The sequence below is a fragment of the Flavonifractor sp. An91 genome (genome assembly GCF_002159225.1).
In the GTDB taxonomy this organism is placed as follows: Bacteria; Bacillota; Clostridia; order Oscillospirales; family Oscillospiraceae; genus Flavonifractor; species Flavonifractor avicola.
Window position 1 is genome coordinate 295,244 of sequence record NZ_NFHA01000001.1, and the last position, 14,994, is coordinate 310,237.

Annotated in this window: 18 protein-coding genes; all 18 read left to right on the forward strand. The window is 59.7% G+C overall.

Annotated features, from left to right (window positions below; all coding sequences use genetic code 11):
* The first annotated feature begins 1 nt into the window (after position 1).
* The 18 genes from B5G42_RS01455 (at position 2) to B5G42_RS01540 (ending at position 14,993) form a co-directional block, all read left to right on the forward strand.
* The gene (locus B5G42_RS01455; RefSeq protein WP_242961095.1) at positions 2-3,271 is read left to right on the forward strand and encodes an S-layer homology domain-containing protein; all 3,270 of its coding nucleotides are present in this window, start codon (positions 2-4) and stop codon (positions 3,269-3,271) included.
* Between the two features lie 89 nt (positions 3,272-3,360).
* Positions 3,361-3,735 carry a single-stranded DNA-binding protein gene (locus B5G42_RS01460; protein ID WP_087265977.1) on the forward strand — a complete coding sequence of 125 codons (375 nt, stop codon included), beginning with the start codon at positions 3,361-3,363 and terminating at the stop codon, positions 3,733-3,735.
* A 5-nt stretch (positions 3,736-3,740) separates the two neighbouring features.
* Positions 3,741-4,637 carry a hypothetical protein gene (locus B5G42_RS01465; protein ID WP_087265979.1) on the forward strand — a complete coding sequence of 299 codons (897 nt, stop codon included), beginning with the start codon at positions 3,741-3,743 and terminating at the stop codon, positions 4,635-4,637.
* On the forward strand, positions 4,634-5,368 hold the full coding sequence (locus B5G42_RS01470; protein ID WP_087265981.1) for a hypothetical protein: 735 nt from the start codon (positions 4,634-4,636) through the stop codon (positions 5,366-5,368). Before B5G42_RS01465 ends, B5G42_RS01470 begins: the two co-directional genes overlap by 4 nt.
* Positions 5,365-5,769: a synapsin-1 (Synapsin I) gene (locus tag B5G42_RS01475; protein ID WP_087265983.1), complete on the forward strand. Its 405-nt coding sequence runs from the start codon at positions 5,365-5,367 to the stop codon at positions 5,767-5,769. The genes B5G42_RS01470 and B5G42_RS01475 overlap by 4 nt, the downstream gene beginning before the upstream one ends.
* A gap of 1 nt (position 5,770) precedes the next feature.
* Positions 5,771-6,433: a hypothetical protein gene (locus B5G42_RS18430; protein WP_206406151.1), complete on the forward strand. Its 663-nt coding sequence runs from the start codon at positions 5,771-5,773 to the stop codon at positions 6,431-6,433.
* A 20-nt stretch (positions 6,434-6,453) separates the two neighbouring features.
* Positions 6,454-7,116 (forward strand): DUF4240 domain-containing protein, encoded by a 663-nt coding sequence (locus tag B5G42_RS01485; RefSeq protein ID WP_087265986.1) that lies wholly within the window; start codon positions 6,454-6,456, stop codon positions 7,114-7,116.
* Positions 7,113-8,042: a ParM/StbA family protein gene (locus tag B5G42_RS01490; protein WP_087265988.1), complete on the forward strand. Its 930-nt coding sequence runs from the start codon at positions 7,113-7,115 to the stop codon at positions 8,040-8,042. Before B5G42_RS01485 ends, B5G42_RS01490 begins: the two co-directional genes overlap by 4 nt.
* Complete coding sequence (locus tag B5G42_RS18435; RefSeq protein ID WP_009258909.1) at positions 8,035-8,331, forward strand: hypothetical protein; 297 nt, start codon at positions 8,035-8,037, stop codon at positions 8,329-8,331. Before B5G42_RS01490 ends, B5G42_RS18435 begins: the two co-directional genes overlap by 8 nt.
* 14 nt (positions 8,332-8,345) lie before the next feature.
* Positions 8,346-9,485 (forward strand): DNA (cytosine-5-)-methyltransferase, encoded by a 1,140-nt coding sequence (gene dcm, locus B5G42_RS01500; protein ID WP_087265989.1) that lies wholly within the window; start codon positions 8,346-8,348, stop codon positions 9,483-9,485.
* Positions 9,482-10,444: an amidoligase family protein gene (locus tag B5G42_RS01505; protein ID WP_087265991.1), complete on the forward strand. Its 963-nt coding sequence runs from the start codon at positions 9,482-9,484 to the stop codon at positions 10,442-10,444. The genes dcm and B5G42_RS01505 overlap by 4 nt, the downstream gene beginning before the upstream one ends.
* Positions 10,445-10,448: 4 nt before the next feature.
* Positions 10,449-10,697: a hypothetical protein gene (locus B5G42_RS01510; RefSeq protein ID WP_087265992.1), complete on the forward strand. Its 249-nt coding sequence runs from the start codon at positions 10,449-10,451 to the stop codon at positions 10,695-10,697.
* 1 nt (position 10,698) lies between these two features.
* Positions 10,699-11,241, forward strand: a complete 543-nt coding sequence (locus B5G42_RS01515; protein WP_087265994.1) for a gamma-glutamylcyclotransferase family protein — start codon at positions 10,699-10,701, stop codon at positions 11,239-11,241.
* A complete protein-coding gene (locus B5G42_RS01520) occupies positions 11,231-11,611 on the forward strand; it encodes a DUF3846 domain-containing protein (RefSeq protein WP_087265996.1) in 381 nt (126 codons plus the stop codon). The genes B5G42_RS01515 and B5G42_RS01520 overlap by 11 nt, the downstream gene beginning before the upstream one ends.
* Positions 11,601-12,752, forward strand: coding sequence for a methionine adenosyltransferase (gene metK, locus B5G42_RS01525; RefSeq protein WP_087265998.1), 1,152 nt, complete (start codon positions 11,601-11,603; stop codon positions 12,750-12,752). Before B5G42_RS01520 ends, metK begins: the two co-directional genes overlap by 11 nt.
* Positions 12,749-13,492 (forward strand): phosphoadenosine phosphosulfate reductase, encoded by a 744-nt coding sequence (locus B5G42_RS01530; RefSeq protein WP_087266084.1) that lies wholly within the window; start codon positions 12,749-12,751, stop codon positions 13,490-13,492. Before metK ends, B5G42_RS01530 begins: the two co-directional genes overlap by 4 nt.
* A complete protein-coding gene (locus B5G42_RS01535) occupies positions 13,474-14,223 on the forward strand; it encodes a hypothetical protein (RefSeq protein ID WP_162611025.1) in 750 nt (249 codons plus the stop codon). The genes B5G42_RS01530 and B5G42_RS01535 overlap by 19 nt, the downstream gene beginning before the upstream one ends.
* Positions 14,220-14,993, forward strand: a complete 774-nt coding sequence (locus B5G42_RS01540) for a DUF4406 domain-containing protein (protein ID WP_087266001.1) — start codon at positions 14,220-14,222, stop codon at positions 14,991-14,993. The genes B5G42_RS01535 and B5G42_RS01540 overlap by 4 nt, the downstream gene beginning before the upstream one ends.
* Position 14,994 lies beyond the last annotated feature (1 nt).

Here is a 14,994-nt window from a genome sequence, read left to right on the forward strand (position 1 = left end):
CTTGAAAAGCAAGACAACCAGGCATGGCCTGAAGCGCATGACGGCCCTGCTGCTGGCCGTGGTTCTGTGCGTCGGCATGGTGCCCACCGCCTTTGCCGCCCAGCAGGACAGTTACCACGACCCCGCTGAGAACTGGCAGGAGGCCAACAACCGCACCAACGAACTGGACGCCAACGCCACCGTGACCCACGAAACCTTTAACTGCAAAGTCTGCAAGCAGCAGACTTCCTTTATCGTGTTCCGCACCCCGGAATATACCAGGGATGGCCAGACGGCCATGAGCCGGAATGTGAAATACTCGGACGGCACCTTTGTAGATGGTTCCGGCAAGGGTTCCATTCTGGACGGCGTACCGGGACAGGACGCCTATTACACGGCTTATCACTGGACCAAAGCCGTGTGTGAAACCTGCGGCAGCATCAACACCAACATGGCCAAGACGGACTACGGCTACCTGAAGAACGTCTATTGGCTCTACGATTGCGCGAACAATTTTTTCGAGGAACTGCCGGAAACCCAGACCATTGAGCAAGCGGACAGCGAGTATCACCGCGTCATCACCACCAGCGGCGAATACTGCGGGTTCTGCTACGGCACATTCAAGGAGGAAAATTCCACGTTGGAGCGTCACCACATGGAGAATGCCATCCGGCCCGAGTTGGCCCATGACCGCTTTGTGGAGATGGATACCTGCGCCGACTGCGGCTATGCTGAAACTTCCTACACCGCCGCCAAGGCCGTCATTGCGGACTACTTCGGCGTGGTGGACGGCCAGCCCCACACCGTCACCGTGTCGGACTTGTCCGAGGCCGGTGTGACCACTGCCATCCGCTACGGCCACAGTGCGGACGCCTGCACCCTGACCAGCGCCCCCAACTACACCGAGGCCGGGGACTATCCCGTGTACTACGAGATCACCTACACCTACCACGACACCGACATGGTGGAGGACGGCGTGGCGTATGTCCATCTCAGGGATGAAACCACTACCGAGGACGGCTCCTGCACCTGCGGCTGCGGCAATCCCGACTGTGGCTGCCAGGACCCGGACTGCGACGGCTGCTGTTGTGACGACAAGGGCTGCGGCGAGAACCGCAACTGGACATTGCTGGATAGCGTAGACCCCACCTGCCTGACCCTCGGCTATGACCGCTATCTGTGCGTGGACTGCGGCATGATTGAAAAGCGGGACTATGAGGCCGCGCTGGGCCACGCCTATCAGAGTGTGGTCATCCGGGACGCCACCTGTGAAGTCCCCGGCAAGACCATTGATATTTGTGAGCGGTGCGGCAATGTGAAAGAAACCGACCTGCCCCAGACCGAGCATGAGTTCTCCACCACCGTCATTCCGGCAACCTGTACCAGCCCTGGCTACACCCTGCGGGAGTGTACCGTCTGTGGGGAGCGCCACATCGAGGACATCACCGCCGCGCTGCCTCACAACTATGTAAGCAAGACCACCCCGGCCACCTGTGAGGGCGGCGGGCGCACCCTCCATATCTGCGAGGGCTGCGGCAGTTCGTTCATCACCGACTACACCGACCCGCTGGGGCATAGTTGGGATGAGGGCAAGGAGATCACCGGGGCCACCTGCACCGGCGAGGGCATGACCGAGTACACCTGCATCCGCTGTGGAGCCACCCGGCTGGAGGGTGACGAGGCCGCGGGTCATATCCCCGGCGATCCGGCCACCTGCACCGATCCTCAACTCTGCATCCGCTGCGGCGCCGTCATTGAGAACGCTTTGGGGCATGACTATGCCGAGGAAGTGACCGAGCCGACCTGCACCGAGATGGGCTACACCACCTATACCTGCACCCGCTGCGGCGACGCCTACAAGGGCGACTACACCGAGGCGGCAGGCCATAAGCCCGGCGACTGGATCATCGACAAGGAGCCTACCACCGACAGCGAGGGCAGCAAGCATAAGGAGTGCGAGGTCTGCGGTGAGAAGTTAGAGGAAGAAACCATTGAGAAGATCTACAATCAGGCCACTACGGACAGTAAGGGCGAGGCCGTTGTGGGCGGCTATCTGGTAATTGTCACGGATACCGACACTAAAGACCCCGTTTCCAATGCTATTGTCACTCTCCATGCGGACGATACCCTGTCCATCCGTCTCCCCAATTCCCGCCTGCTGGACTATGCCGACCAGACTACCGTGACTGTCCTGCTCACCAAGGATAAGAGCGCCGTGGAGGGTATGTTCGTTACTATGACTGACAAGCACGATAACTACTGTGCCGGTAACACTGACAGCAATGGGCAGGTCACTGTTCCCGGCACCAGCGGCAAGACCAATGAGGACGGCAATACCACCGTTGGCTGGGAGGACGAGGACGGCGACCGCTGGACACTGACCGTCACTGTAGAGGACTACGAAACCGGACGCCCCATCGAGGACGCAGAGGTGTCCATCGGTAAGGGCGGCAATATTACCGTCACCCTGCCGGACGGCACCGATATGGACGAGGACAACCGCATCACCGTCACGGTCACAGACAATGAGCGCGACCCGCAGGAGGACGTGACCGTCATCGTCAAGGGCGACCTCGGCCAGCGGGAAACCGGCGAAACAGACGAGGACGGGAAACTCACGGTTCCCGCCGTCACCGAAACCGAATATCACGGGGCCTATATTGTCGGCTACACAGACGGCACCTTCGGCCCGGAGCGCAGCATGAGCCGGAGCGAGGCGGCGGCCATCTTTGCCCGCCTGCTCTCTGACAAGTTGGATGAGCGCATCCCCAGCGGAAATAATGTGAAGTTCAAGGATATTGACCCGGATATGTGGTATGCGGGCTATGTGGAATATCTCACTGGCTACGGCGTGGCCGTGGGCTACAATGACCGCACCTACCGGGGTGATAAGGCCATCACCCGCGCCGAGTTTACCGCTATGGCGGCGCGGTTCTTTGATGTGTACGGCGATGGAGCCGAGGAAATCATGGAGCAGTACGAGGGCTTTGACGATGTGAGCGACGGCTACTGGGCTGCTGAGTATATCAAGGACGCCGCCATCCACGGCTGGGTAGAGGGCTACGGCGACGGCACCTTCCGGGCCGACGATCCCATTGACCGGGCGGAAGTCGTCACCATTGTCAACCGCCTGCTGGGCCGCGAGGCTGACGAGGACTATATTGCCGATAATCACCGCCGTCTGGTGATGTTCCCCGACGTGTCCTCCCGCCATTGGGCCTACTACAACGTGCTGGAGGCCGCCAACGCCCACACCGCCAACCTCACCAATCCCGAAACCTGGGAGAAGTGATTTATCTGCGTGCCGCGGCCCCGCTGTGGGCCGCGGCGCTTTTATACCACAATCCACCCTACATGAAATGAAAGAAGGAGAATGCACCTATGCTGAAGATCGTAGCAATCGGAAACCTGACCAACGACGTGGAGCTGAAGGTCCATGAGGCCACTGGCAAGCCCTATGCCATCCTGCGGATCGCCTCGGACCGCCGCTACCGGGACAAGGAGGGCAACCGCCTGACGGATTTCATCTCCATCAAGGTCCGCGGCCCGCTGGCGGAACGCTGCGCAGAGTTTGCCTGGAAGGGCTGCAAGCTGGCCGCCTCCGGCGACTTTGAAACCATCACTTTCGCGGACGAGCCGGAGCGTCAGCCCGGTTTCCTCATCAAAGCCACGGAGGTGGAGTTCCTGTCTCCCCGCCGCGTGGAGGAAAGCGCCGTGTCCATGCCTGCGGACGGTATGGATGAGGCTGCGGCCTGAGCGCCATGCGTAATACAGGCATTGAATACACCAGTGCGGAACGCACCCCCACCATTCTACCGGATCTGGCGGAGCTGCTCCCTCCTCTCAGCGGGGAGCAGCTTGCCGCGCTGGAGAAGGACATCCTGCAAAACGGCTGCTATGCGCCCATCATCGTCAATGAGGATCTCGTTGTCGTAGATGGCCACAACCGCCAACAGATTTGCACCCGGCACGACCTGCCCTACAAGATGGCGGTGTTTGCCTTTGACGATCTGCTGGAGGCCAAGCAGTGGGCGCTGGATACCCAGAAGGGCCGCCGCAACCTGGACAAATGGGAGTTGGGCAAGATCGCCCTGAAACTGCGGCCGGAGATCGAGGCCAGGGCAAAGGCCAACCAGGGTGCCCGTACAGACCTTTCGGCAACATTGCCGGAAGGTTCCGCACCTGTGGACACCCGCAAAGAATTGGCTGCATCCGTTGGCCTCGGGGAGCGCACGATGGGCAAGGTGATGCAGATCGACGAACACGCCCCCGCCGCCGTGAAGGAGGCCCTGGATAAAAAGGAACTGTCCGTCAACCAAGGGTATCAGATCACCCGGCAGGTACAGGATCTGCCGGAGGACGAGCAGGGGCAGGCGGCATTGGACCTGGTGGAGCTGGAAAAAGCGAAAAAGGAGATCCGGGAGAAGGATGCGGAGATCGACCGCCAGAGCAAGATCGCCGGCGTGTTCTGCAAGGCATATGAAAAGGCTGTCCTGCTGACGCCCACAGAGGAAAACGTGCGGATCTGGGTCAAATGCACCCGCATGACCAGGGAAGAAATGGAGGATACCATCAAGGAGTCCCGTGAGCTGGCTGGGGTGTTTACCGCCATTGCCGGTTTCATGGAACGCCTCCTGCCGGAGAGGGGGACGCTATGAATGAGATGAGTGTGCGGACGTGGCAGGAGCGGTTCCGTGCCGGGGATTTCAGCAGCCGGGATCGCGCTGTGCAGTGTGAGGCCGGCTGGTACGACTGGTTCTGCAGGGATGACGCCCTGGCCGGACGCCTGAAGAAAATCTCCGGCGTTGTGCTGGGAATCACGGATCCCTTCATTCTGGACAATTACTATGTGTGGTTCAAGAACAACTGTCCGGTCAACGGGCCTCTCTACGACGACGTCCGGTTTGAGCCTCTCACCGGGGAGCGCGACGGGAAATACTTTGTCGTTTCTTTGGACAGCCCCCATGAGCGTATGAAGTGGGCGCTCGTTACAGAGCGGTATGGCTACGACGCGCCGGAATTTGAATGCGGCAATGTCCGTGACATGGTGAAATACATCAACGCCATCGCCCCGGAGCTGGCGCAGGGGATCCAGCCTCGTTTCGTGCTGGAGAAAGCGGCTGTGGGCGAATATGTCCGGCAGCATGAGGGGAAAAGCAGTTACAGCATCCGGCGGGCGGGGGATCACCTGTTCGCCTACCAGTCCCCCCGTGACTGGAAGTACCGGACGGTCGCGGTTTCGGACTCTCTGGAGAATGTCCCCCAGGGCTTCCCCGCGGAGCAGGCCGAGCAGCACGGCATGCTCTATGTTTTCCCAAGCGAGGCGCCCGCCCTGGACAGGGCCGACATGGTGCAGCGCGCACAGCGCAGGAAGGAGCAGACGCGATGACCAGGAGATCCCACGACCGCCCCGCGCTGCCGCCCAAAGCCAAGGCCGAGATCCTGGAGGTGCTGTTCGCCAACATGGAGATCAGCGGCGATGAGATCGCGGCCATTTTGAAAAAGCACCATGTCTCCTGCGACATTGACGTCCTGCAGGACCGCTACCGCAGGCAGCTGGGCCAGCGCCTCATGGCCAGCCTCCGGGACGCCTCCGGTGAGCGCGAGGTTCTGTCTAACGGGCGGGGCCGGTATGTTGTGCTGGAGTGCTGCCGGGACCGTCAGCAGCTCGCGGCCATCCGCCGCCGCATCCAAAATCAGGCGCATGGCCTGAACGCCTCCGCCGGCAAGGTGAGATCCCGCATCGCTGTGCTGGACCTCCTGATCGCCCGGCTCAGAAAGGCGGCGTGACGTGAAAATCAGGGACTTGATCGCCGCGATTCGGAACTACCCCGCTCTGCGGCAGGCGTTGGAGGAATCCAACACCGAATTGGATCTCAGCCGGATGGAATGCGCGCAGCTCCAGAGCAAGATCAACGAACTGGAACCTCTGGTCGACGAATACTACCAGGAGAGCTGCGGTAAGGAATATGCCGCCAATCTGGAGCGCCAGAAAGTGGAAGCACTGAAGAAAGCCCTTGCGTCCTTTTGCCCGGCCCTGGACAGCACGGAGCAGCTCCGGCGGTTCTATGACACCATCGCCCCGGATTTTGATGATGGTGGTTTCCGCCTCTACGACGCCGCCCTGGCGATCTCCGGCTATCCCAATCTCCCCGGCGAGTTCCCCTATGAGGACAACTGCGGCGTTTTTGACTATGCTGACGGACACCAGCTCCTGCGGTACCTGACTGCCCTGCGGTTCCATGCTGTCCGGTGGGAGGTCGTGCCCGGCACGACCTATGAAAAGGCTGTCCTGCTGGATGTGGATACCGCCACCCCGGAATACCGGGCCTTTGAAAAGCAGCTCTATACGCAGGCCCTGCGTGACTTGGGCTTTCAGGGCCTTCTGCCCCAGGAGCAGGAACGGCGGATCGGCAAACAAAAAGAAAAACGGAAGGAAGGTGCTGAGCGATAGAACAGAAACCTGACAACGGGATGAGCAAGGAAGCCTTCTGGGCGCTGATTCAGGAGGCGAGAACCGCCTGCGGCCAGGATATGGACGCGATGGAGGACTACCTGCGGGAGCGCCTTGTGTCTATGGGGCCTGCCGCGGCGAAAGATTTCCATGACATTCTGCACGCCTATGAGGATCTGGCGGACCAATACGGCCTGTGGGACGCCGCCAGCGTGATCAAGGAGTATGGCTGTTCGGCTGACGGTTTTATCGATTTCCGCGCCTGGCTGATTGCCCAGGGGAAAGAGGTATATCTGAACGCACTGAGGGACCCGGACACGCTGGCAGAGGTAGAGCCATACGGCGATTGCTGTTTCGAGTGTATGTCCTATGTGGGCGATTACGCCTATGAGCAGCTCACCGGCCGCAGCGCCTACGATGAGATGGATCTGGGAAAGATGGAAAATCTACGGGATGAGCTAAAAAAGGATATCGTCTACAAGGACGGCATCCAATACCCCAGAAAACCGAAGGACCTGCCGCGGTTCCTCCCCCGGCTATGTGAGAAATACGGCGGACCGGAGCGTTTCCAGGTGACGCCTTCCACCTGGAATTTCGACCTACACGAGATCCGCCGTCTGCTGGACGAGGGCAAGGTCCAGGACATGGCTACCAAAAAAGAGAAAGGGGGCGGCGCTCGGTGAGCGAGGAATACGTCATCGGCGTGGACCACGGTTACGCAGCCATGAAAACTGTCCACGGTTCCTTCCCCTCGGGGCTGGTGGCCTATGAGCATGAGCCGTACACCCAGAAGAATGTGTTGGAATACGGCGGTACGTACTATGTGGTAGGCAGCGGCAGGCAGCCTCTGCAGAAAGACAAGACCCGGACGGAGGATTACTACCTGTTGACGCTGGCGGCCATCGCAAAGGAACTGGAATACCGCCATGCGGGGCGGAACTGCTCCATCACCCTGGCCGCCGGTCTGCCCCTGACCAGTTTTGGCCGGGACAAGAAGAAGTTCCGTGCCTATCTGCTGCGGGACGGCAAACCGGTGCCCTTCCGCTATGAGGGCCGGGACTATACCGTCACCGTCCGGGATGTGAAACTGTTCCCCCAGGGCTATGCCGCTGTGCTGACCCAGACGGAGCTGCTGGATGAACCGTCCGTCATCGTGGCGGACATCGGTGGCTGGACAGTGGACCTGATGCGCTTGGACAACCGCCTCCCCAATGCCGCCACCTGCCGCAGCTTGGAGTGGGGCATGATCCGCTGCATCGATGAGATCAGCGAACAGGTGCGACGCGTCCTGGGTCTTTCTCTGACAACGGCGCAGATCGAGTGCGTCCTGCGGGGTGATACCAGCAGCCTCCCGGACGAGGCGAAAGGCATCATCCATGCCCAGGCGGACCTGTATGTGCAGAACCTGCTCTCCACCATCACGGAGTGCGGCCTGGACACCCGCGCCATGCCTACTATTTTTATAGGCGGCGGAGCGGCGCTCATGAAGCGGCGTGTTTCGGCCACAAACGGCCTGTGTCGGCCCGTGATCCTCGATGATGTATCCCTGAACGCCAAGGGCTATGAACGGCTTGTACGGCAGATGTCGGGGAGCGGCGCCCATGCCTGAAAAGCGACGGCTCAGTCTTTCCTTCTCCCTGACTCAGCGGGAGCAGCGGAACGCATGGGAGCGCCTGTCCGCCGTTGCGCCCGGACAGCGCATGGACGCCGTGTGCAGGATGATCAACGGCTATATGGAACAACAGGAACTGCTGGAGGCCATTCGCGGCGCTATCCGGGAGGAACTGGCAGGCGTTTCCTTCCCAAAGACCACTACGCAGCAGGAGCAGGCCGGGGCCGTCGATGAGGACGTCCTCGGCTTTCTCCGTGCGCTGCAGGAGGGAGATGATACCATCTGATTCGATATTTTGATATGTTCGCCGGGATCGGCGGCTTTCGGGCGGGGCTGACCCGCGCCGGCGGCTTCCAGTGCGTCGGACACTGCGAGATCGACAAATATGCCGAAGCCAGTTACCGCGCGATCCACGACATCAGGAAGGAGGAGCGATACTATCCAGACGCCCGAGCCATTGACCCCAACGACCTGCCCGACTTCGACCTTTTATGTGGGGGATTCCCCTGCCAGGCGTTTTCTCTCGCTGGCCGCAGAAAAGGATTTGACGATGCAAGAGGTACTCTCTTCTTTGAAATTGCCCGCCTGGCTGAAACCAGACGGCCTTCGTATCTTCTGCTCGAGAACGTGCCAGGACTGCTTAACCATGACGGCGGCCGGACGTTTGCGGCCATCCTCTCCGCGCTTTCTGACCTGGGGTACCATGTCGAATGGGCTGTGCTTAACAGCAAACATTTTGGAGTCCCGCAGTCAAGGAGGAGGGTGTTCCTTATCTGCTATCTTGATCCCCGATGCGCCGGAAAAATATTACCTGTCTTCGGAAATGGTGCAAAAGCTCTTATACAACTCATCGGCGGGGCGCAAGGACACCGGGTCTATGACCCAGAAGGAGTAGCCTGTACCCAGACAGCCGGTGGTGGCGGTCTCGGTGTGAAAACCGGGTTATACCTGCTGCCGCCGGACGCGCCTTTTGTGGATCTGTGTGCGGGGCATCCGAAACGGACGCAGCAATCCCGATGCATCACTGCCCGCTATGGGCAGACGACGCTGTCCAATCATAAGGCGGAACGCTCCGGGGCGCTGCTGATCAAGGAAGCCACCCAAAAAGGCTATCAGGCGGCGGCCCCCGGCGACAGCGTGGACTTGGGCTATCCGGGCAGTACCACACGCGCCGGACGGGTCGGGGCCGGGGTCGCCCATGATGCCGCCAGTGTGCAGGGCATCGTGGAGCGCGGCGGACGCATCCGCCGCCTCATGCCCAGGGAGTGCCTGCGCCTGCAAGGGTTCGAAGATGAGCAGATCGACAGGATCCTCGCCATCAACTCGGACGCTCAAGCCTATAAGCAGTCGGGAAACAGTGTCACGGTCACAATGATCGAGGCCATCGGCCGGCGGATCCGGGCTGTGGATGAAGAACTGCGGAAGGAGGCGGCAGCATGACCGGACTGAAGGACCAGTGCTTCGGTGTCGAAGTAGAGATGACGGGCATCACCCGCGAACAGGCCGCGCAGGCACTGGCAGATTATTTCGGGACGGTGCCGCGGTACAAAGGCGGTACCTATGATGCATGGGTCGTCAAAGATACAGAGAACAAAGAGTGGAAACTGATGAGCGACGGGAGCATCCATGCAGAGCGAAAGACATTACATGGCTACGAACAGACAAATAACAGGCAATATAAGGTAGAGATGGTTTCGCCCAAATTGGCCTATGCGGAGCTGCCCAAGTTCCAGGAGTGTGTGCGGCAGGGCCGCCGTGCAGGCGCCAAAGTCAATGAGTCCTGCGGCCTGCACATCCATGTGGACGCGGCCAACCACAACCGCCAGAGCCTGAAAAACCTTCTGAGCATCATGTACTCCAAGGAGGATATCTTGTTCAAGGCCCTGCAGGTGAATGAGGCCCGTGCCGCCCGTTGGTGCCAAAAGGTGCGGGAACCCATGCTGCTGCAGGCCCGCACCCTCTCTGCCGAGGAAACCAAGGATCTGACGCAGTTGGAGAGCATTTGGTATGAAGGGGAGGTCAGCGCAGGAGAGCATTACAACTGGACACGCTATTATGCCTTAAACCTGCACTCGGTGTTCTATCGCGGCACGGTGGAGTGGCGCTGTTTCAACTCCACCCTCCATGCAGGCCGTGCCGCGGCGTACATCAACCTGTGCCTCGCCATATCGGCCCAGGCCATAGCCCAGCGCAGCACTGTCATGCGGAAAACCCACAGCGACAATGAACTATTCACTTTCCGTGTATGGCTGGTGCGCCTGGGCCTCAACGGGCCGGAGTTTAAGAACACCCGCGACCATCTGCTGGCCAACTTAGATGGTGACCGTGCCTGGCGCTACGACAAGGACAGTTACGAAGTCAACAAAAAGAAGAAAAAGAACCGAGAGATGGAGAGGTGACGAGATGAAGATCCGCATTGAAGAAGATATCCTGTCCGGTACCGGGGCGGAGATCATGGACCAGCTGCGCGCCCGTGTATTTGACCCCACGGAGTTCCCTGACACGGAGAGTTACATCTGGTTCCTGCGAAACAATGTGGTGCGTACTACCGGCCTGGACTTCCCACTGCCAGAGGGGGATGTGGAGCAGCAGGCCCGCATGATGTTCTCCCAGTTGGCGAAAGTAGGTGTCCTCACGATTCTGGAGGACTGATATGGCGGAACGGTTGTATTTTGCCTATGGCAGCAATATCAATCTGGAGCAGATGGCTGTCCGCTGTCCCGCCGCTCAAGTGGTTGGACCTGCGGTGCTGGATGGCTATGAACTGCTGTTCCGCGGCAACCGGCGCGGAACCGGCGTCGCTACCATCGAGCCTTTGCCTGGCAGCCAGGTCCACGGCCTTCTGTGGAAGCTGACGCCGGAGTGTGAGCGATCCTTGGACGTCTATGAGGGATACCCGCGCCTGTATGAGAAAGAGAATATCACGGTCCGCACCGGGGACGGCAAAGACGTGGTCGTCATGGCCTACATCATGACAGGGGAACTATGGCGGGATCCCACTATCCCTTCTCCCGCCTACTATGGCGGCATTCTGGAGGGATACCGCCAAAACGGCCTGCCGGTGCCGGAACTGGAGGCCGCGCTGAAGAATGTGCATGACGAGGTACGGCAGGTCCGGCACTTCGAGCGCATGCAGGAGGTGGACCTGTTTTCCGGCGAAAAGCCAGGCAGGAAGAAGGGCCGCCATGAGCGATAACCTTTTGACAGTCCTCGTTGTAGAGCCGGGGAAACCGCCATATCCCCGGCAGATCCAGGACACCCTGCATGCCATGCAGGAGATTATCGGCGGGGACATTGAGGCCACATATCCCTACGAGGATCCCGTGGCGCTTGTATTTAACAGCAGCGGCAAGTTTACCGGTCTGCAGCCGAATCGCCTCCTCCGGCTGGAAAACGGAGATCCCTATGATGTTGTGTGCGGCACCTTTTTTCTGGCTGGCCTCGGTGGGGAAACCTTTGTGTCTTTGACGCCGGAGCAGCTCCGAAAATATGAATCCCTGTATAGCCGGGAGATGCTGTTCCCGCTCCCCAAAAAGAAAGAGAGAAAGAATGAGCATGAAAGATAAGACCATTTTGACAGCGGAGTCTGTCACAGCGGGCCACCCGGACAAGCTGTGCGACACCATAGCGGATACTGTGCTGGACTGCTGCCTGGAACACGACCCCAACGCCCGCGTCGCCTGTGAAGTTCTGGCGACGTCGGGCAAATTTGTGGTGGCCGGCGAGATTAGCGCGCTGACGATCCCGGATATCTCTTCCATCGTGCGCGACACGGTGCGCCGGGCCGGATACAACTGCAGGGACTTTGATGTGGAGGTTCTCATCCACCCCCAAAGCCCGGACATTGCAGACGCTGTCGCAGACAGCGGCCAAGCAGGTGCCGGCGATCAGGGCATCATGTACGGCTACGCCTGCAGTGAAACAGAAAATCTCCTGCCACTGCCGGTAGTGCTGGCCCACCGCCTGACCGCCCTGCTTACCTGTGCGCGGACGATGGGCAGGATCAGCGGCCTGCGGCCGGACGGAAAGGCGCAGGTGTCTGTGGAGTATGTCTTCGGCGCACCCCGGCGGATCTCCGCCATCGTCCTCTCCTGCCAGCATGCGGAGGATAAGGATCTGTCCCAACTGCGGGAGGAACTGCTGGAAGTCGTCATCCAGCCAGCCCTCCGCATCTTCCCCGCGGATGAGGACACGGAGATTTTCATCAATCCCTCCGGCCGCTTTGTACTGGGTGGGATCGAGGCGGACACCGGCCTGACCGGCCGCAAACTGATGGTGGACACCTATGGAGGGCTGGCCCCCCACGGCGGCGGCGCGCTGTCCGGCAAGGATGGGACCAAGGTGGACCGCAGCGGCGCCTACATGGCCCGCTGCATCGCCAAGAATATTGTGGCCGCCGGCCTCGCGGAGAAATGCACAGTCGCTCTGGCCTATGCAATCGGGCGGGCCGATCCGGTGGCCGTCGACGTGGATACCCACCTCACCGGTACATACTCGGACAAACTGCTGGAACAGGCGGTCCGCTGTTTCTTTGACCTCACGCCCGCAGGTATGATCCATACCCTGCAGTTGAACCAGCCGATTTTTGCGGACGCCTGCAACTATGGCCACTTTACCAGGGCAAACCTGCCGTGGGAGCAGACCGGTCAGGCCGGAAAGTTTGCGGAGCTGTGTGCGCAGTTGGATCACGGAGATGGTGGCGGCTGAAATATATAGCATCCTGTTCTTTTGGTAAGGACAGCATCGCCACCATCCTGCTGGCGCTCCGCTACGGGGAACCGCTGGATGAGGCGGTGTACTGCGAAGTTATGTTTGACAGCCATATCTCCGGCGAGGTGCCGGAACACCGGGACTTCATCTATGGCACGGCCATCCCCGCGCTGGAGCGCATGGGCGTAAAGATCCGCATTCTTCGTGGGCTGCAGACCTATGTGGGGCTGTTCACCGGGCGGATCACCCGCGGGCCGAAAAAGGGCCTGCTCCGCTCCTTTCCCATCTGTGGGCGATGCGCCGTCCAGCGGGACTGCAAACTGAAACCGATTTTACGGTACCAGAAAAGCCTCCCGCCGGACACGGTCCAATACATCGGCATCGCCAGGGATGAGCAGGAGCGGCTGCTCCGGCTGGACGGACGCCGTGTTTCCCTGTTGGACAAGTATGGCTATACGGAACAGGACGCAAAGCAGCTCTGCCGGGAGGCGGGGCTGCTTTCTCCTGTCTATGACTTCACCGACAGGGGCGGCTGCTGTTTCTGCCCCAACGCCAGGCGACGGGAACTCCGCCATCTCTATGACCACCACCCGGATCTGTGGGCCAGGATGCTGGAACTGCAGGCCCTGCCGGGAAAGGTCACTGAGAAGTTTAACCGGACCACGACATTTTCGGAAATTGACGCAGGTTTTCGGCGTGAAGATGAACAACTCAGCCTATGGAAAAACGCCGCATAGCGGTGAAGGGAGGTTTCATGCCAAATCATATCACAAATTTGATCTCATTTGGAGATCAGCCGGAGCAGGTCGCCGCTTTCCATCAAATGCTGCGGGATCTGCGCCAGAAGGATGGTGTTTACGGGAGCATCGATTTTAACAAACTCATCCCTATGCCAAAAGCCTTAGACATTGAATCCGGAACCAAGACAACCAACGGCCTTGACGCATATCGCCGGTTTATAACTGGTGACAAAGCCGGCGCGGAAGCTTTCCAAAAAGAACATCCGGAGGAATGGGCGCTTGGGAAACAGGCGTATGAGAATATTCAGCAGTACGGTTCCCCCACCTGGTACGAGTGGTGTAATAAAAATTGGGGAACCAAATGGAATGCGTATTCCTGTGTGGAACTGGGTAAGGATGATGATACCCTGGAGTTCTTTACTGCCTGGAGCAGCGTCCCGACAATTTTGGAGGCCCTTTCGAGAAAGTACCCGGATCAGACTATCTCCTACTGCTGGGCAGACGAGGACATCGGGAGCAATGTGGGAGAGGCTGTATACAAAAACGGAGAAATGATCGATGCAAGCATCCCGGAACCCGGATCCAGAGAGGCGTATGAACTGGCGTCGGATATCATGGGGATCGACCTTGCAGACTTTGACCTCTATCTCTCTGCGGATAAAAGCACCTATGAGTACCATGAGGACCCACCCAAAACAAAACGCACCAAGGATGGGCCGGCGAGATGACATTTTACGAACAGGAACTTCGGAAACTGTTTGCAGACGGCACGGTGATCGGCAGCCCCAAGTTTACAGGCCGGGCCTGTTTGGGAACGCTGGGAAAGGATCTCCGTGCCCGTGTGCAGTTTGTGACATCAGGCCACGCGGACCACTATGACGTCATCAGCGTTACGGTGCTGAACCGCACAGACGGCGTAGTAGATAAGCTCCGCCTCCGGCTGAAGGATATCCTCGGCGTCAAGCAGGTGCCAGGCAACCCCAACTTCCGTAATGGCGTAGCGCCGCATATCTGGGAAGATAGCGGGAAAGCGGAGTGGTACGCCTTCCGCCCATCCGCGGCGGACTATTCCGCCATGCGGCAGGCTGTGAGCGAGTACCTGGGAGTGTTCCGGGATCGTGTGACGGAGCGCCGGCAGGATGGCCCAAGACTCGTCTACATCTGCGCCCCGCTCCGTGGCGAGGTAGAGAAAAATATCGCCTTTGCCAGAGATAGAGCCCGGGAGGTGTTCGTGGAGGGCAACGTGCCCATCTGCCCCCATTTGATGTTTCCGCCCATTGCCGACCCGGAAAACCCGGCACAGGATCAGGCGGCACGGGAGATGGGCCTGCGGTTGGTGGAGTCCTGCCAGCAGGTCAACGTCTACGGCCCCGTCTGGACGGAGGGCATGTGGGCGGAGATCAACCACGCCGAGAGGCTGGGGATCCCTGTCCTGACAGACCAAAAGGAGCTGGGAAAGCCCCCGCGCCGGCGAACCAAGCAAGGGAAGGAGCGATGAT